Source organism: Caballeronia sp. NCF2, from assembly GCF_023631205.1.
Lineage (GTDB): Bacteria > Pseudomonadota > Gammaproteobacteria > Burkholderiales > Burkholderiaceae > Caballeronia > Caballeronia zhejiangensis.
The window spans coordinates 324985-343023 of the sequence record NZ_JALQDN010000054.1; the positions used below are offsets into that span (position 1 = coordinate 324985).

An 18039-nucleotide genomic window follows, 5' to 3' on the forward strand; every position below is an offset into this window, starting at 1 on the left:
AGGACTCGCTTCATGAAACGAACGCTATCCATCGCGCTTGCAGTCGCCTTGTTCGCGGGCGCTGCGCATGCGGAAACGATCCGCGTCGCTATCGGCACGCAGGACACGACGATCAATACCGCAGCCGGCGGCGCATTGATCCGCGAACTGCATCTGCTCGAAAAGTACTTGCCGCACGATGGCAAATACAAGGACGCGCAATACGACGTTCAATGGAAGAACTTCACGAGCGGCGCGCCGATCACGAACGAGATGGTCGCGGGCAAGCTCGATTTCGGCTCGATGGCGGATTTCCCCGGCGTGCTGAACGGCGTCGCGAATCAGAAGGCCGGCAAGAGCAGCATCTTCATCAGCGTGTTGTCGGGCAGCGTGCGCGGCAGCGGCAACGGCATCGTCGTGCCGACGGATTCGCCCGCGCAGTCCATCGCCGATCTGAAGGGCAAGACGATCACCGTTCCGTTCGCATCGACCGCGCACGGCATGTTGCTGCGCGCGGTCGCGGCGCAAGGATGGGACCCGGAGCGCGATGTGAATATCGTCACGCAGGCGCCCGAAGTCGCCGGACCCGCATTGCAGACGCGCAAGATCGACGCGCACGCGGACTTCGTGCCCTTCGCGGAGCTGTTTCCGTATCGCGGTTTCGCGCGCAAGATCTACGACGGCTCGCAGGCGGGATCGCCTACGCTGCACGGCACGCTCGTCGAAAAGGACTATGCGCAGAAGTATCCGGAGATTGTCGTCGCGTACTTGCGTGCCGCGATCGAAGCGAATCGTCTGCTCACGGCGGAACCCGAGAAGTACAGCGAGCTGATTGCGAAGGTGACGGGCATCGAGCCTGAAGTCGACTATCTCTTTCACGGTCCGCTCGGCTTGCAGACGCGCGATCTCACATGGAAGCCCGAGTATCGCAAGGCCGTGCAGACATCGTTCGATACGCTCAAGCTGCTCAAGCGTGCCGACGGCGATCTGAACGCCAATAGCTTCATCGACGATAGTTACTTGCGCGCCGCATTCAAGGCCGAGCATCTCGACTACGAAGCGGCACTGAAGAACTATGCGCCGGCGCCGCTCGTCGCGAACGATGCGCTGACGGGCAAGCCCATCGCAAAGACGGATCGCGTCGCGCAGATCTGGGTGCGCGGCGAGCCGAAGGTGCGCAGCTATGCGTCGCCGGAAGAAGCGGTGCGCGAGCTCGGCACGCTCGAACGCGATGGCAAACAGGTGCGCGCGTTCTATGCGCAGGATCGTGAGAGCGGCATCAAGCTGCTCGGCAATCAGGCATGGTTCGCGAAGACCGGCGACGGCCAGTTGAACGCGTTCCTGCTGAAGGATCGCGCCGAGGCCTGGGCGAACGCGCACGGCGGACAAGTGCTCGACTTCGCCGCCGCGCGCCAGCCGACCGCGCTCGCCAACCGATGAGGCCATGATGGCGACGCTCGCATACTCCGCTCCTTCGTTGCTGCGTTCACGCGGCGCGCGCGCCGGCGTGCAGTGGGCGTCGCTCGCGCTGTGCATCGCGTTATGGCATCTGGCGACGACGCATCGCTGGAACCTCGGCATCGTCACGTTCGAGAATGTGCCGACGCCCGCCGATACGCTCGCGGCCATCATCGATCTCGCGCATTCGCCCAAGCTCGTGGCCGACCTCGCGAGCAGCGTGAGACGCATCGCGGCGGGTTATGTCGCGGCGGCGGCGAGCGGCGTGGTGCTCGGAATCGCCATCGGCCGCTCGCAATGGTCGCGCCTCGCGTTGCTCACGCCGCTCGAAGTATTGCGGCCGATTCCCGCCGTCGCGTGGATTCCGCTCGCGATCCTGATGTTTCCTTCCTCCGAAATGTCGATGATCTTCATCACCTTCACCGGCGCGTTCTTTCCGATCCTGCTCGGCACGATACACGGCGTCGAAGGCGTGGAGCCACGGCTCGTGTCGTCGGCGCGCAGTCTCGGCGCGGGCAATCGCGTGATCCTGCGCGAAGTGATCCTGCCGGGCGCGGCGCCCGCGATCGTCACCGGCCTTGCCATCGGCATGGGCACGTCGTGGTTCTGCCTCGTCACCGCCGAGATGATCTCGGGGCAATACGGCATCGGCTATTACACATGGCAGTCGTACACGGTGCAGCGTTATCCCGATGTCGTCGTCGGCATGTTGCTGATCGGCCTGCTCGGCATGGGCAGCAGCGCGCTCGTGCGCGTCGCGGGCACGCGGCTCACGCCGTGGCTCGCCGCAGGGAGGATTCGATGAGCGCGGGCCGCATCCAACTCGAAGCGCTCGGCATTGCGTTGGGCGACGGCGCGAGCGCATTCACCGCCGTGCGCGATGTGAACGCGGTCATCGAGCCGGGCGAATTCGTCTGCATACTCGGGCCGTCGGGCTGCGGCAAGTCGACCTTGCTTGCCGCGCTCGCGGGACATGTCGCGCCGAACGCGGGCCGCGCGACGCTCGATGGCAAGCTCATCGAAGGACCGCATCCCGAGCGCGGCATGGTGTTTCAGCAGCACACGCTGCTGCCGTGGCGCAAGACGCTCGATAACGTTGCGTTCGGACTGAAGATGCGCGGCGTGAAGAAACGCGAGCGGCATCTGCGCGCGCGGGCGTTGCTCGATCGCGTCGGGCTGGGCGCGTTCGCGGAGCGCTATCCCGCGCAGCTTTCGGGCGGCATGCAGCAACGCGCGGAGATCGCGCGCGCGATGCTCAACGAGCCGCGCGTGCTGCTGATGGACGAACCCTTCGGCGCGCTCGATGCACAAACGCGCGCATCGATGCAGGCGCTTCTGCTCGATGTATGGAGCGAGCGCCGTCCGACGGTCATGTTCGTCACGCACGACATCGACGAAGCGCTCTTTCTCGCTGATCGCGTTCTCGTGATGAGCCATAGCCCGGGCACGGTGCTCGAAGAACTGCGCGTGCCGTTTGCGCGTCCGCGTGAACGCGAGCTCGTCACGGAAGCCGGATTCGTCGCGTTGAAGCGTCGTTGTCTCGCGTTGCTTCGTTATCCGCTTGCGAGCCCGATGGCCGCATCGAACGACGCGCCCGCGCGCATCGACATATCACACTCCGTTCTCTCATGACGCACACCAATCCACTTTTCGATACCGTCACCGACGCCGCCCTCGCCGCGCGCTTCAACGATGCCGATGCCGCCGTGCGCCGTCTCGCCGTGCTCGAAGCCGCCGACCTCGAAGACGAAGCCTGGCTGCCCCTGCTCGCCGATGCCCTGCGCCACGACACGGATGCCGACGTGCGTCGCACCGCGGCGCAACGTCTCGGCGCGTGGGAAACGGACGAAGCAGTCGATGCGCTATGCGCCGCGCTCGACGACGCCGATACCGATACGCGCGAAGCCGCCGCCGACAGTCTCGCTGCGTTGAAAGATCCCGTCGCGGGCGAACGCCTGCTGCCGCATCTCGCCGATGCCGATACCGATGCCGACGCGTTCAAGCGCGCGGCCCTTTTGCGCGCGTTGCGCGAATTGCGCTTGCCGAGCGCGGCCGGACCTGCGCTTGCGGCGCTAGCGAATGCGTCGCCGTTCGTGAGGCGCGAGGCCATCGGCGTGCTGGGCTGGCTGCGTCATGTGGATGCGCTGCCGCAGTTGAAGCACATCGCGCGCACCGATGCTTCGACGGAAGTGCGTCACGCTGCCGTCGGCGCATTGGGCTTCGCCACCGACGACGGCGTGATCGAAACGTTGATCCACGCGCTCTCCGATCGAGCGTGGCGTGTGCGTGAGGAAGCCGCCGCGACGCTCGGCAAGCTGCGTCTCGTCGCCGCGCGCAATGCATTGGAAGACGCCCTCTCCGACGACTATTGGCAAGTCACGTTGCAGGCGACACGCGCGCTCGGACGTTTGCGCGATGTCGCAAGCACGCATGCCGTGTCGGAACTGCTGACGTTTCCGATCAGCAACGTGCGCAAGGAGGCCGCGCTTTCACTGGGCGAACTCGGCGATACGCATGCGCTCGCCGTGCTCGAAGCCGCACTCGACGACGGCGATCCGGAAGTGCGCAAGGCCGCGCGCATCGCGATTGCGCAGATCAGCGAGCGGCACGCTTCACATAGCGCGCGATGAAGGTGCGCGTCTCGTCATCGGGAAAGCGCACGGCGACGCGCTCGCCGCTGATCATTTCGACAATGCCTTCGCCATAACGACGCACTTTCACGCGCTCGCCCGGCGCGAACGCCTTCGTCTTGCGATCGGCTTGCTCTTCTTCTTTGGCGCGCATCTGTTCGCGCACTTCGCGCGGGCTCTCGATCACCTCCGGCGGATGCACGCAGTTATCGCACACGCCGCAGTGGCCGCCGTCGAGTTCGTCGTCGGGCGCGCGGTAATGCACATCGCTCGCGCGCAGCGGCGCGGACGTGCGCGCGTCGTTCATGTCGTCGGCGAAGTAGTCGAGCAGCATGCGCCAGCGGCACTGCGCGCTCTGCGCATACGCGATCATGCGCTCGAGCACCGCGCGATCGCGTTCGCTGCGCGCCGCGTATTCCTGCGACGCCCCTTCGAGCTTCGCGATGGCCGCATCGTCGTCGACGAGCTTCATGCCGCCGCGCCGCGTGCGACGCGTCATGCCGAGATCGTTGAGCAGCGCCGCCGCCACGCGCAGCTTGTTCGCGCCGATGTTCGGCAACGCTTCGCGCAGACGCGCAAGCGGCTTGTCGAGCGTGCGGGCGGCATCGTCGCTCGCGAGTTCGCGCACTTTCTCCGCGACGCGCGCAATCATCTCCGCGCTCGGATATCGGCCGCTCATGAAGAACTGCTGCACCTGCTTGTCCTTCATTTCGAACAACAGCGTGCAACGCGCGGTCTCGCCGTCGCGGCCGGCGCGCCCCGCTTCCTGATAGTACGCATCGAGACTGCCGGGCATCTGCGCGTGAATGACGAAGCGGATGTCGGGCTTGTCGATGCCCATGCCGAACGCATTGGTCGCGACCATCACGCGCGCGCGGTTCTCCATGAACGCGTCCTGCGATGACGAGCGGGCGCCCGACGACAGCTTGCCGTGATAGCGCTCGGCCTCGACACCCGCATCGACGAGCGCGGCATGCAGCGCCTCGCATTCCGCGACCGTCGCGCAATAGACGATGCCGCTCCCCGCTTCGCCCGTCGCGATCTCGATCGCGCGCCGGCGCCGGTCATCCGGGTTCGTGAGTTGTTCGACGCTGAAATGCAGGTTGTCGCGAAAGACGCCCGTATGGATGACGTTCGCGCGCTTCATCTCCAGTTCGCGCACGATATCGACGATGACGGCGGGCGTCGCCGTCGCGGTGAGGGCGAGCACGGGCGGACGGCCGAGCGTCTTGATCGCGTGGATCAGTTCGACATATGCCGGCCGGAAATCGTGGCCCCATTGCGAGATGCAATGCGCCTCGTCGATGACGGCAAGCGCGATCGGCGGCATGTCCTTCGCGGTGAGTTCGGCGGTGAATTCGGCATCGACGAGACGCTCGGGCGTGACGAAGAGCATGCGGATTTCGTGTCGCGCGATGGCCTGCATCGCGTCGCGCTGTTCACTCGCGGAGAGCGTGCTGTTGAGCATGGCGGTCGCAATGCCCGCTTCGACCAGCTTCGTGAGCTGATCGCGCATCAGCGAAATCAGCGGCGACACGATGACCGTCATGCCATCGAATTGCAGCGCGGGCAATTGATAGCACAGCGACTTGCCCGCGCCGGTGGGCATGACGGCGAGCGTGTCGTTGCCGTCGAGCACGCTGCGAATCACGTCTTCTTGTCCGGGACGCAAGTGCGGAAAGCCGAAGACTTTGCGCAGCGCGGTTTCGAGTTCGCGATCGAGCGGCTTGCGCGATTGCGTGTGGATGTCGGCTCTGTCGTTCATTCGAAGGTAACGCGGATCGTGGATGCGCAATGACATCCGCAATTGGCGTTCCTTGCGAGACAGGCTTGCTTGGCGGAAGGCAGCCGGAGTCGAACCGACCTGGGAATGTCTGACATCCCCAACCGGGTTTGAAGCCCGGCCGCACCACCGGATACGGATGCCTTCCTTTGAAAACCACGGCGCTGCACGTCCGATCGAATTTCGACCGGGCGTCCGATTATAACGGCGCGTTCTCAGCCGTTGCCATCGCGCGAGCGCGGCTGTCGCCGCCGCATCAGCCGATAAACGCAATAGACGAGCGCCGCCGCGACGAGCACATCCACCACCGTCGCGCCATGCGATTCCAGTTCGAGCACGGCGACATGCAGTTGCCGCTCGAAAAGCGCGCCGCCCAATACCCAGAACGACGCCCACGCGGCTATTCCAGCCGTATCCCAGAAGAAGAACGCGAGCGCGGCGATGTGCGTCGTGCCCATCAGCGGCGGCGTGACGAGACCGAGACCCGGCACGAACTTCGATACCGCGACGATCGGCGCGCCATGACGCTCGAACAGTTCGCCGGTCGTACGCATCCCGCTGTCGACCGCATACGATCTGCGCGAGAGCGCCGCGACGAGCCGACGTCCGTAGATGCGCCCCGCCGAGAACCACACGCTGTCGCCGAGCAACGCGCCGCACAGCGCCGCGAACAGCACATGCGCGAACGAGAGGCGTCCGCTCGCCACGGCCGAGCCCGCGAACACGAGCAAAGGCGCGGACGGCAGCGGCACGCCGAGGCGCGTCAGCAGAACGTTCGCGAAGACGGCAGCGCCGCCCCATTGCACGATCGCCGACGGAGGAATCTGGATCAACCGGCACCTCTCGATCGCAACATCATTCGGACCTCGACTCGACGAGCATCACCGGCACGTTGCCGCACCCCGCGCTGCTCGCAATTTCGATACCGCGCCAGGGCGTGCCCTCGCCATGATCGAAGGCCATCGGATCGACGCGCCGGTCCGGGCGCAGCACGTTGAACGGCCACGACGGACGGCGCAGGCGCTCGTGCACGACCGAGCCGAGCCAGATCGGCGCGGGCGGCGCGCCTGCGTCCTGGCGCACTTCGTAATGCGTGGGCCAGAAGCGCAGCACGTCGCGCTCGTCGGCGCCGCGCACGGAACGCGCGAACACGAGCTTCGACGGCTCGCCGTTGTTCAGGCGCGGCAACGCGGGCAACGCGATGGCGGGCGCATTCGGCAACACCACCGACATCACGCTCTTCAGGCTCACGTGCGACACCTCCGTCCAGCCGCGCGATGCCAGTTGCGCGCGAATCTGCTCGGGCGTCGCCGCCCATTGCACGGTGATCGGCTCGCGACGATCGCCCTCCATGCTCGCTCGATAACAGGAAAACGTGCGCCATACCGAATCGGTCCACTGAATCGGCGTAATGACGACGGTCGATGGCACGACGCTGTGCGCCTCCGTTTCATCGCTCGTTTGCAGCGCGACGCTCGCGCAGATCACGGCAAGCACGGCGACCGGCATCAGCGGCCGCGGCGGCGGCTTGCCGGGATTGCGCCATACCGCCGTGAGCGCGATCAGGAAGACCCAGACGGCGGCGAGCGCCGCGCTGCCGAGCGCATCGGAGATGGTGAAGCGGCCGAAGTACAGCCCCGCCAGACCGACCGCCGTCACGATGGCCGAGGTCGCCGTCGCGATGAACACGCCCGTCAGGATGCCCACGCGCCGCAGCAGCAGGAACGCGAGAAAGCCGTAGATCACGACCGTCGCCGCGACGTCGCTGTTCGGAAAGCGATGCTCCGACGGCGCGAACGAAACGAGCGCCGGCTCGTGCGCGGTGAAGCGGATCGCCGCGACGAGCAATTGCGAAAACGCCACGGCCACGACCCAGTACGTGACCGTGCGCCAACGCCGTTCGAAGCTCATCCACACGATGACCGTCGCGCCGAGCGCGAGCAGCGTCTGCGTGCTGCCGAGCGTCGCGGCGACATCGAGGATCGAATCGGTCCAGGTCGACTGGAACGATTGCAGCAGCCGGTAAATCGACACATCGACCTGAACGATCGACGCGCCGCGCGCCACGTTCGCGAGCACCGAGAAAAAGAGGATCGCGGACGCGAGCAGCAGCACCGAGATCATGACGATGAGGCCCGTCGCCGGATTGCCCGGATCGAGCGCGCGCGAGACGAGCCGCGCGGGCAGGCCGTTGCCCTTCCGCGCCCAGGAGAGCAGCGCGTCGCGCGACGCGATGGTCCAGCGCATCGCGTGCGAAACGATCACGCGCGCGAGATTGAACACGATCCACGCTAGCGCCGCGACGAGAATCAGAATCACGACGAGCCGGATCGAGACCGCGCCCGCCAGTTCGATCGACGCGCCGAACACGACGCCCGGCAGGATATGCGTCGGCGCCCAGATGAGCGCGCTCAGTATGTTGACGACGAGAAAGCGCGCCGGCGTCATGCCGGTCACGCCCGCGACGACCGGCACGACCGCGCGCATCGGCGCGACGAAGCGCGCGAGCACGACGCTCTTCGCGCCGTGCTTGTCGAAATACTTCTTGCCGGCGACGAGCGCGCCCGGATGCGAGCGGAACGGCCACATCTGCGCGATGCGGTCCGCGTAGTGCTGGCCGAACCAGAAGCTCGCGGCGTCTCCCGCAATGGCGCCCGCGATCGCGCAGACGAATACCCAGCCGAGATTCAGCGCGCCCGCGCCGACGAGCGCGCCCGCGATGAACATGGCCGTGCTGCCCGGCACGAACGTGCCGATGAACGCGACCGATTCGAGAAACGACGCGAGCAGCACGACCGCGAGCGCCCACTCGGGGTGGCTCGACATGACATGCAGCAGCCTGAAGTAGAGATGCTCCATCGTGATGGAAGGACGAGCGCGCAATCGTCAGACGGACTCGTGCCAGCGGCTATCGGCGCGCAAGAGGTGCAGGTCGCGGTGGAATCGAGTGTACCCAACCCGGTCGAAGAACTCCAAAATCTGTATCGCGCGCTTGCGGCCGAGCGCGCTCGCATCGCGGAAAGCGGCCGCACCGACCGCGCCGCCCTGCGTTTGCGCCGATTGCGCGACGAGTTGCGCCAGCGCGCCGATCGACGCGCGGCAATAAAACAGATCGCGCACCACCTGATACACGTCGCCGCGGCGCGCGAGCTTCCTGAGCAGCCTGCGCATCTCGTCCTCGCCGACGCCCTGCGCCTTCGCCAGATCACGCACCCAGGGCGGATCGAAACGCCCTTCTTCGAGCGATGCGAGCACCGCGCGAGCGAGCGCTTCCTCGTTGTCGTCGAGCGTCACCGCATGCGACGGCAGATGCAGCCACGGCCCGCTCTTCGCGATCGCGCAGCTCGTCACCGCATCGTCGACGAGCGCGCGCCACAGCGCGTCCGGCGCCAGCGGCGCGGCCATGCGGCGCAGACGCGCGGCGTCGGGGCCTTGCTCGTCGGGAAAGCGTTCGTGGAAAGCGGCGAGCGCATCGAGCAGGCGCGCCTTGAGCGCATCCCAGTGACGCGCCGCGATGTAGAGCATGTCATCGTGCGTGGGCACGGCGCGCACGCCTTCGGGCGACAGGCCGCGCCCGTACAAATGCTCGACAAGCGAGCGCGGCAAGCCATACGGCGCTTCGTCGAAAAGCGCATCGGCGCGACCGGTATCCAGCATCGCGACGAGCGCATCGAGCCACGCGCGGCGCGCCGGCGTGCGGCGCTCGCGCGCGGGCGCGAACGGATCGAGCACGCGCCCGCCGCCGACCGTCCGGTTCGCCTGCGCGTTGCGCACGATGAAGCGGTCGCCGGGCAGCGCACAAACGGGTTGATCGAAGACGAGCTGCACGCGCGCCGTGTTTCCCCCAGCGAGCGTATCCGCTTCGAGCAGCGCCACATGCGCGACGCGATGCGTCGTGCCGAGATGCACATGCAGGGGCGCCCAATGTGTGAGCGTGAGTTGCGCATCGCCGAGCAAGCTCAGTTCGACATCGATCCGTTCGGATGCCCGCGCGAGCCGCGCATCCACGATCCAGTCGCCGCGTGCGAGCGCATCCTTGTCGATGCCCGCGAGATTGAGCGCGCAGCGCTCGCCCGCACGGCCCGTCTCTGCGGCGCGATTCTGCGCGTGAATGCTCCGCGCGCGCACGGGCTCGCCGCCGGATTCGCGCGGCGCGAGCGCCAGCATGTCGCCGACGTTCACGCGGCCCGCGAACACCGTGCCCGTCGCGATCGTGCCCTGCCCCGTCAGCGTGAACACGCGATCGACCGCGAGCCGGAAGAAGCCATCGTCGCGGCGCGTGCGCCAGTGCGCGGCGGCATCGTGAAGATACGCTCGCAACAAAGCGACGCCCGCGTCATCGTCTTGGGTCGCATCGGTGTCGAACAAGGGCGCACCGTGCAACGGGCCGCGCGCGAGCAACGCCGCGATTTCGGCATGCACGTCGCGCACGCGCGATGCCTCCACGCGATCGCACTTCGTCACCGCGACCGCGCCGCGCGTCACGCCGAGCAGTTCGAGGATCGCGAGATGTTCGCGCGTTTGCGGCATCACGCCGTCGTCGGCGGCGATCACGAGCAAGGCGAAGTCGATGCCGCACGCGCCCGCCGCCATCGTGTGCACGAGTTTCTCGTGTCCGGGCACGTCGATGAAGCCGAGCACGCCGCCGTCGTCCAAAGGCACGTACGCGTAGCCGAGTTCGATCGAGATGCCGCGCGCCTTCTCTTCCTTAAGCCGGTCGGTGTCCACGCCCGAGAGCGCGCGCACGAGCGTCGTCTTGCCATGATCGATATGCCCCGCCGTGCCGACGATCATTCGCGTGCGTCCTCGCCTGCATCCAACTGCGCGATGAACGCGGCTTCATCGGCTTCTTCGAGACAGCGCAGATCGAGACGCAGCGCGCCATCGGCGATGCGCCCGATGACCGGACGCGGCAACTCGCGCAGCCGCTTCTCGATGCGATTGAGTTGCCCGCCCGCGCGTTTGCCGCTCGCGAGACGCACCGCGAGGCCGTAGCTCGGCAGCACGTCGACGGGCAATGCGCCGCTGCCGATCTGGCTGAACATCGGTTCGGCGCTGACCGTGAAGGCATCGCCGATCATGCGCTGCAACGCAGGTTCGATGCGTTCGGCGGCGAGGCGCATTGCGTCGGCGGGACGCGTGAGCAGACGCAATGTCGTGAGACGCTCGGCCAGCGTTTCAGGCGCGCGATAGAGACGCAGCACGGCTTCGAGCGCCGCGAGCGTGAGCTTGCCGACGCGCAATGCGCGCTTGAGCGGATGCTTCTTGATCTTCGCGATGAGATCCGCGCGCCCGACGATCAGGCCCGCTTGCGGCCCGCCCAACAGCTTGTCGCCGCTGAACGTGACGAGATCCGCGCCTGCCGCGACCGTCTCGCGCACGGTCGCTTCGCGCGGCAAGCCCCATTGCGCGAGATCGACGAGCGTGCCGCTGCCGAGATCGACCGCGACCGGCAAGTTCCGCGCTTTCGCGAGCGGCGCGAGTTCGGCGAGGGTGACTTCCTTCGTGAAGCCGCTCACGGCGTAGTTGCTGCAATGCACCTTCATCAGGAGCGCGGTCTTCGCGTTGATCGCTTCGTCGTAGTCTTTCAGATGCGTGCGATTCGTCGTCCCGACTTCGCGCAGCTTCGCGCCCGCACGATTCATGATGTCGGGAATGCGGAAAGCGCCGCCGATCTCGACGAGTTCGCCGCGCGACACGATCACTTCCTTGCGCGAAGCGAGCGCGGAAAGCGTCAGCAGCACAGCGGCCGCGTTGTTGTTGACGACGGTCGCGGCTTCGGCGCCCGTCAGCTCGCAGATGAGGCCGTTGATGAGATCGTCGCGATCGCCGCGCGCGCCGGTGTCGAGATCGAACTCGAGATTCGCCGGACGCGTGAGCACTTCGGCGACCGCGCGCACCGCTTCGTCGGGCAGCAGCGCGCGGCCGAGATTCGTATGCAGCACCGTGCCCGTCAGGTTGAAGACGCTGCGCACGTTGCTGCGCGCGCGTTTCGCGAGCCGCGCGTCGACGGCGAGCGCGAGTTGCGCATCGCTCAGTGCATCGACGGACGCGCGGCCCGCTTGCGCATCGGCGCGCCATGCATCGAGCGTCGCGCGCAATGCGGCGAGCGCCTGCGTGCGGCCGTACGTGGCGATCACCGCCTCGAACTCCGCCGATGCCAGCACGCGCTCGACCGATGGCACGCGAGCCATCAATGCGCGCAACTCGCCGCCGTCGCCTGTGACATCGCTCATCGATCGCCTTCCTGTTGTTCGGGCCAGAGCCACGGATGCGGCGCCGCGCGCCGAAAACCCGCATCGCCCATCAGGAGATCGAGCGTGAGGCTCGCGAGATCGTCGGCGTAAGGTTCGAAGTCGTAAGCCTTCTCCTGATAGCCGATCTTGCGATACGTGCCGCATTCGTCGCACGATTCCGCCTTGAGCGGCGCGCTTGTCGCCTTCGCCGTTTTTTCTTCCTCGGGTTCGTCGCCCGTACCCATCACGTGATACGCGATGCCTTTGGTCGAATCGCAGTTCGTGCATTTCGCGCGGACCACGTGAAGCTCCGTCGCGCACAGTCCGCATTGCACGTAGCGATAACCTTCATACGCGCCGCCCACGCGCACGATGCTCGCGACCGGCACCGAGCCGCAGACGGGACATACGCCGGGCGTGTCGAGATACGGCACGTCCCGCATGTCGATGCGGCTCGCGAGATCGGTCCACACGACTTGCAGCGCGGCCGCGATGAGGGGCGCGGCGGCCGGATCGATTTCGGCGAAGCGCAGCGCGAGGATCGCGTCGGCTTGGTCGTCGAGCGCGGCGGCGTCGAGCGCGCGCAGACGGGCGACGAGTTGCGCGAGCGCGGGCGTTAGCGCGCCGGCGGCTTCGATGCCGTCGAGCAGCATGAAGAGTACGTCGCGCCAGGCGGGATCGCGGTCATCCGTGAGCGCGGGAACGATCGGCATCGAATGACGCTGATTCAGTTCGATGGACTCGCGCGAGGGCATCGGCGCATTGAAATGCGCGAGCACGCGCTGCTGGGCGTCGGCGAGCGCGGCCATCAGGCGCAGATAACCGGAGATGGGATTGCTTGCGTCGGCGAGTTGCCGAAGACGTGCGGCGCGCGTGGCGAATATCGTCGCGCGCTCCGGCATGCGCAAACGCGGAATGGCCGACGGATCGAGCGATTCGATTCGCGAGGCTTCGACTATGCGTTGGACCACGGAAGGTTTCCTCGCGGGGTGAACGGTCGACCGAGCATATCAGCAAAACGGATATGAAATGGACCGCACCCCGCACGTATTGGCCCAACGTCGCGCCGGATTTCTACTTCCCGATCATCTCCCTGAACCACCGCGGATGATGCTTGCGCGCCCATCCATACGTGACAGTGCCGCGCGTCATCGCGCCGATCGAACCCTTCACCCAAAGCGCCGCATAGATATGCACGATGATCGACACGATCAGCACGAACGCCGTCGCCGCGTGCACGACGGAAGCAAGACGAATCACGGTAATCGGGAAATAGAACGCGAAGTATCTGCGCCAGATCACGATGCCGCTCACGAGCAGCAACACGAGACTCGCCACCATCACGAAGAACAACAGCTTTTGCCCGGCGTTGTACTTGCCGATCTCAGGCAGGCGATCCTCGCGATTGGTGAGCACGTCGTTCATCTGCTTCATCCACTGGACGTCGTTCTTGTCCAGATAGTTGTGATGCCAGAAGCGCAGCGCAAGGATCATGAAGGAGATGAACATCACGCAGCCGACGAACGGATGCAGGATGCGCGTCCATTGCCCGCCGCCGAACACGGCATAGAGCCATGCCATCGACGGATGAAACATCGCGAGTCCGGACAGCGCGAGCAGCACGAAGGTGATCGCGGTGATCCAGTGATTCGTGCGCTCGTTCGGCGTGTAGCGCACGATCAGCCGATGGCCCTTCACGTCACGCAGTTCGCTATCGTGTTTCATCTGTACGCTCCTGTCCGCCTTCACGCCGACGCTGCACTTCTTCCGCTTCGCGATGCGCTTCGAGTTCGTCTTCCTCGCTGACTTCGTTCGGCCCGACGCGCGTGTAATGGAAGAAGCCCGCAAACGCCGCCAACGCGATGCCGATCATCGCGAGCGGCTTCGTCACGCCCTTCCATATCGACACGAGCGGACTGATGTGCGGATCCTTCGCGAGCCCGTGATACAGCTCCGGCTGATCCGCGTGATGCAGCACGTACATCACATGCGTGCCACCCACGCCCGCCGGATCGTAGAGGCCCGCGTTAGCAAAGCCGCGCTCCTTCAGATCCTCGACGCGATCGGCCGCCTGCTGCTGCATGTCGACCTTGGTGCCGAACATGATCGCGCCGGTCGGGCACGTCTTCACGCACGCGGGCTCCTGCCCGACCGCGACGCGATCCGAACATAGCGTGCACTTGTACACGCGATGATCTTCCTTCGAAAGCCGCGGAATATTGAACGGGCAGCCGGTAATGCAATAGCCGCAGCCGATGCAGTTCTCCTCGTGAAAATCCACGATGCCGTTCGTGTACTGAATGATCGCGCCCGGCGAAGGACACGCCTTCAGGCAACCCGGATCCTCGCAATGCATGCAGCCGTCCTTGCGGATCAGCCATTCGAGATCGCCCTTCGGATTCTCGTATTCGGTGAAGCGCATCACCGTCCACGAATGCTCCGTCAGGTCGCGCGGATTGTCGTAGATGCCGGTCGTGTGACCGATATCGTCGCGCAGGTCGTTCCACTCCATGCACGCCGTCTGACACGCCTTGCAGCCGATGCACTTCGACACGTCGATGAGCTTCGCCACCGTGCCCGTCACCGGCTCGCGTATTTGCGTCTGCGGCACGGTCGTCGCGGAGAGACGCTTGATATCGAGCGATTGCAGAGCCATCTCGTCCTCCCTATGCCTTCTCGACCTTCACGAGGAACGACTTGAACTCGGGTGTCTGCGAGTTCCCGTCGCCCACGGAAGGCGTGAGCGTGTTGACGAGATAGCCCGGCTGCGTGAGGCCCTTGAAGCCCCAGTGCAGCGGCAGGCCGACGGTGTGCACCTTCTTGCCCTCCACAGTCAGTGGTTTGATGCGCTTCGTGACGAGCGCCACCGCGACGACATGCCCGCGATTGCTCGACACCTTCACGCGATCCCCCGCGACGACGCCGACTTCCTTCGCATGCTCCTCGCCGATCTCCACGAACTGCTGCGGCTGCACGATCGCGTTGAGCCGCGCGTGCTTGGTCCAGTAGTGGAAGTGCTCGGTGAGGCGGTACGTGGTCGCGGTGTCCGGGAACTTGTCGGCGGTGCCGAACGCGGCGCGATCGTCGGGGAAGACGCGCGCGGCCGGATTGCTCGTCACCGCCTTGTTGTCGGGGAAGAACGGGTTATGGCCGAGCGGCGTCTCGAACGGCTCATAGTGCGCGGGGAACGGGCCTTCGTTCATGCCGTCGCGTGCGAAGAATCGCGCCACGCCCTCCGGATTCATGATGAACGGACTCATGCCCTTGTCCGGCGGTTCGTCGACCTTGAAGTCGGGGACATCCGGACCGCCCCACGCGCGCCCGTTCCACGCGACGAGCTTTCTCGACGGATCGAACGGCTTGCCGTTCACATCGCACGATGCGCGGTTGTACAGCACACGCCGATTCGCCGGCCACGCCCACGCCCAGCCGAGCGTCTGCCCGATGCCCGTCGGATCGGAGTTGTCGCGCCGGCCCATCTGGTTGCCCGCCTGCGTCCACGATCCGCAGAAGATCCAGCATCCGCTGGCGGTCGAGCCGTCGTCGCGCAGTTGCGCGAAGCTCGCCAGTTGCTCGCCGCGTTTGGCGAGGACCTTCGTCTGATCGGTCGGATCGGTGACGTCGGCGAGCGCGCGGCCGTTGAACTCCATCGCGATTTCCTCCGGCGTCGGGCTTTCCGGGTCCGCGTACGGCCACGTCATCTTCAGGATCGGATCGGGATATTTGCCGCCCTTCTCCTGATATGCCTTGCGCATGCGCAGCCACAATCCCGACATGATCTCGAGATCGCTTCGCGCTTCGCCCGGCGGCGTCGTGCCCTGCCAGTGCCATTGCAATACGCGCGACGAACTGACGAGCGAGCCGCGCTCTTCGGCGAAGCAACTCGTCGGCAGACGGAACACTTCGGTCTGAATCTTCGACGAATCGACATCGTTGAATTCGCCGTGATTCTTCCAAAACTCCGACGTCTCGGTCGCGAGCGGATCCATGATGACGAGCCATTTCAGCTTCGACAGGCCGAGCCCGATCTTCGCCTTGTTCGGCGCCGCCGCAAGCGGATTGAAGCCCTGGCAGATGTAGCCGTTCATCTTGCCCTGCGCCATCAGCTCGAAGACCTGCAGCATGTCGTAGGACTTGTCGAGCTTCGGCAGCATGTCATAGCCGAAGTTGTTGTCGGCCGTCGCGTTATCGCCCCACCACGACTTCATGAAGCTCACGTAAAACGCGCGATAGTTCTTCCAGTAGCTCAGTTGATTCGGCCGCAGCGGCTGCGACGCGCGCTTCTTGATGTAGTCCTCGTATTCCTGCTCGCCTTCCATCGGCAAGGTCATGTAGCCGGGCAGCAGATTCGACATCAGGCCGAGATCGGTCAGGCCTTGAATGTTCGAGTGCCCGCGCAGCGCATTCATGCCGCCGCCCGCGATGCCGATATTGCCGAGCAGAAGCTGCACCATCGCGCCCGTGCGAATCATCTGCGCGCCGACCGAGTGATGCGTCCAGCCGAGCGCATAGAGAATCGTGCCGGCGCGATTCGGCGCCGCGGTCGTCGCGAGCATCTCGCAGACCTTGAGGAACTTGTCGGTCGGCGTGCCGCAAACCTTCGTCACCATTTCCGGCGTGTAGGCGGCGTAGTGCTGCTTCAACAGGTTGTAGACGCAGCGCGGATGCTGCAAGGTCGGATCGGTCTTCACATAGCCGTCGTCGCCGCGCTCGTAATCCCAGCTCGTCTTGTCGTACTTGCGATGTTCCGCGTCATAGCCCGAGAACACGCCGTCCTTGAACGCGAAGTCCTCGCGCACGATGAACGACATGTCCGTGTAGTTCTTCACGTACTCGTGCTGGATCTTGTCGTTCGTGAGCAGATAGTTGATGACGCCGCCGAGGAACGCGATGTCCGTGCCGGTGCGAATCGGCGCGTAGAAATCCGCGACCGATGCCGTGCGCGTGAAGCGCGGGTCCACGACGATGAGACGCGCGCGCCGATGCGCCTTCGCCTCCGTCACCCACTTGAAGCCGCACGGATGCGCCTCGGCTGCATTGCCGCCCATCACGAGAATCAGGTCCGTGTTCTTGATGTCGACCCAATGGTTCGTCATCGCTCCACGGCCAAACGTCGGGGCAAGACCTGCCACCGTCGGGCCATGTCAGACACGCGCCTGATTATCGAATGCGAGCATTCCCCAACTGCGCACCGTCTTGTGCGTCAGATAGCCAACTTCGTTGCTTCCCGCCGACGCCGCCAGAAAGCCCGAAGTCAGCCATCGATTGACCGTCTTGCCGTCGGGCGTCTTCTCGACGAAATTCGCATCGCGATCTTCCTTCAACAACTCGGCGATGCGATCGAGCGCCTCTTCCCACGAGATGCGTTTCCACTCGTTCGACCCCGGCGCGCGATGCTCGGGATACGTCAGCCGGCTCGGGCTATGTATGAAGTCGATGAGCGATGCGCCTTTCGGGCAGAGCGTGCCGCGATTGACCGGATGATCCGGATCGCCTTCGATGTGGATGATGCTCGATTTTGCGTTCTTGGCGTTGTCGCCGAGACCGTACATGAGGATGCCGCACCCGACTGAACAGTACGGACAGGTGTTGCGCGTTTCCGTGGTGCGCGACAGTTTGTATTGCCGGACTTCGGCGAGCGCGGGAGCCGGAGAGAAGCCCATTGCCGCCAGGCTCGAACCGGCGAGCGTGCTCGCAGAGACCTTGAGGAACTGTCGCCGTGACATTTGGAGCATGATTGCCCTCGGCGCGTCGTAATGTGGGTTACTGGGTTACTAAAGTATATGGTGCCCGATTACATCCCGCAGACAGGTTGACACGGTATTTGCACCAATCACAGGTCTTGCGCGCGTTGCATGCAACGAATACTTCATACGCAACCTTGTCGCTTTAGCAAGCGCCGCGCCTGGCCACGCATGTTCTGGAATGGAACGTGCTCGACGGGGTGAAACAT

General features: G+C 65.3%; 13 protein-coding genes and 1 tRNA gene. 4 read left to right on the forward strand and 10 right to left on the reverse strand.

Translation table 11 applies throughout. The features are described 5' to 3' along the window. The first annotated feature begins 12 nt into the window (after positions 1-12). The 4 genes from NCS02_RS19155 to NCS02_RS19170 are packed head-to-tail and all read left to right on the forward strand — an operon-like array spanning position 13 to position 4067. Entirely contained in the window at positions 13-1419 is a 1407-nt protein-coding gene (locus tag NCS02_RS19155; protein ID WP_250503105.1) for an ABC transporter substrate-binding protein, read from the forward strand. 4 nt (positions 1420-1423) lie between these two features. Next, positions 1424-2242 carry an ABC transporter permease gene (locus NCS02_RS19160; protein WP_208456974.1) on the forward strand — a complete coding sequence of 273 codons (819 nt, stop codon included), beginning with the start codon at positions 1424-1426 and terminating at the stop codon, positions 2240-2242. Beyond that, positions 2239-3069 carry an ABC transporter ATP-binding protein gene (locus NCS02_RS19165; protein ID WP_175979536.1) on the forward strand — a complete coding sequence of 277 codons (831 nt, stop codon included), beginning with the start codon at positions 2239-2241 and terminating at the stop codon, positions 3067-3069. The genes NCS02_RS19160 and NCS02_RS19165 overlap by 4 nt, the downstream gene beginning before the upstream one ends. Continuing rightward, positions 3066-4067, forward strand: coding sequence for a HEAT repeat domain-containing protein (locus NCS02_RS19170; protein WP_250503106.1), 1002 nt, complete (start codon positions 3066-3068; stop codon positions 4065-4067). The genes NCS02_RS19165 and NCS02_RS19170 overlap by 4 nt, the downstream gene beginning before the upstream one ends. Here the strand turns inward: NCS02_RS19170 and NCS02_RS19175 are convergent. The 10 genes from NCS02_RS19175 to fdnG all read right to left on the reverse strand — a co-directional run bounded on the left by NCS02_RS19175 (position 4033) and on the right by fdnG (position 17821). Continuing rightward, complete coding sequence (locus NCS02_RS19175; protein ID WP_250503107.1) at positions 4033-5832, reverse strand: RecQ family ATP-dependent DNA helicase; 1800 nt, start codon at positions 5830-5832, stop codon at positions 4033-4035. The two genes, NCS02_RS19170 and NCS02_RS19175, sit on opposite strands and share 35 nt — an antisense overlap. Before the next feature lie 70 nt (positions 5833-5902). Next, positions 5903-5998: transfer RNA gene (locus NCS02_RS19180), tRNA-Sec, on the reverse strand. 67 nt (positions 5999-6065) lie between these two features. Beyond that, positions 6066-6683: a DedA family protein gene (locus NCS02_RS19185; protein ID WP_008352832.1), complete on the reverse strand. Its 618-nt coding sequence runs from the start codon at positions 6681-6683 to the stop codon at positions 6066-6068. Positions 6684-6705: 22 nt separating this feature from the next. Then, a complete protein-coding gene (locus NCS02_RS19190) occupies positions 6706-8709 on the reverse strand; it encodes a VTT domain-containing protein (protein ID WP_008352831.1) in 2004 nt (667 codons plus the stop codon). A gap of 27 nt (positions 8710-8736) precedes the next feature. Beyond that, a complete protein-coding gene (gene selB, locus NCS02_RS19195; protein ID WP_250523262.1) occupies positions 8737-10644 on the reverse strand; it encodes a selenocysteine-specific translation elongation factor in 1908 nt (635 codons plus the stop codon). Beyond that, positions 10641-12086 carry an L-seryl-tRNA(Sec) selenium transferase gene (gene selA, locus NCS02_RS19200; RefSeq protein WP_008352827.1) on the reverse strand — a complete coding sequence of 482 codons (1446 nt, stop codon included), beginning with the start codon at positions 12084-12086 and terminating at the stop codon, positions 10641-10643. The genes selB and selA overlap by 4 nt, the downstream gene beginning before the upstream one ends. After that, entirely contained in the window at positions 12083-13057 is a 975-nt protein-coding gene (gene fdhE / locus NCS02_RS19205) for a formate dehydrogenase accessory protein FdhE (RefSeq protein ID WP_250436075.1), read from the reverse strand. The genes selA and fdhE overlap by 4 nt, the downstream gene beginning before the upstream one ends. Positions 13058-13160: 103 nt before the next feature. Further along, on the reverse strand, positions 13161-13811 hold the full coding sequence (locus NCS02_RS19210) for a formate dehydrogenase subunit gamma (RefSeq protein WP_008352824.1): 651 nt from the start codon (positions 13809-13811) through the stop codon (positions 13161-13163). Continuing rightward, positions 13798-14742 (reverse strand): formate dehydrogenase subunit beta, encoded by a 945-nt coding sequence (gene fdxH, locus NCS02_RS19215; protein WP_008352823.1) that lies wholly within the window; start codon positions 14740-14742, stop codon positions 13798-13800. The genes NCS02_RS19210 and fdxH overlap by 14 nt, the downstream gene beginning before the upstream one ends. Before the next feature lie 10 nt (positions 14743-14752). Then, positions 14753-17821 carry a formate dehydrogenase-N subunit alpha gene (gene fdnG, locus NCS02_RS19220; RefSeq protein WP_144403755.1) on the reverse strand — a complete coding sequence of 1023 codons (3069 nt, stop codon included), beginning with the start codon at positions 17819-17821 and terminating at the stop codon, positions 14753-14755. Positions 17822-18039: the final 218 nt, after the last annotated feature.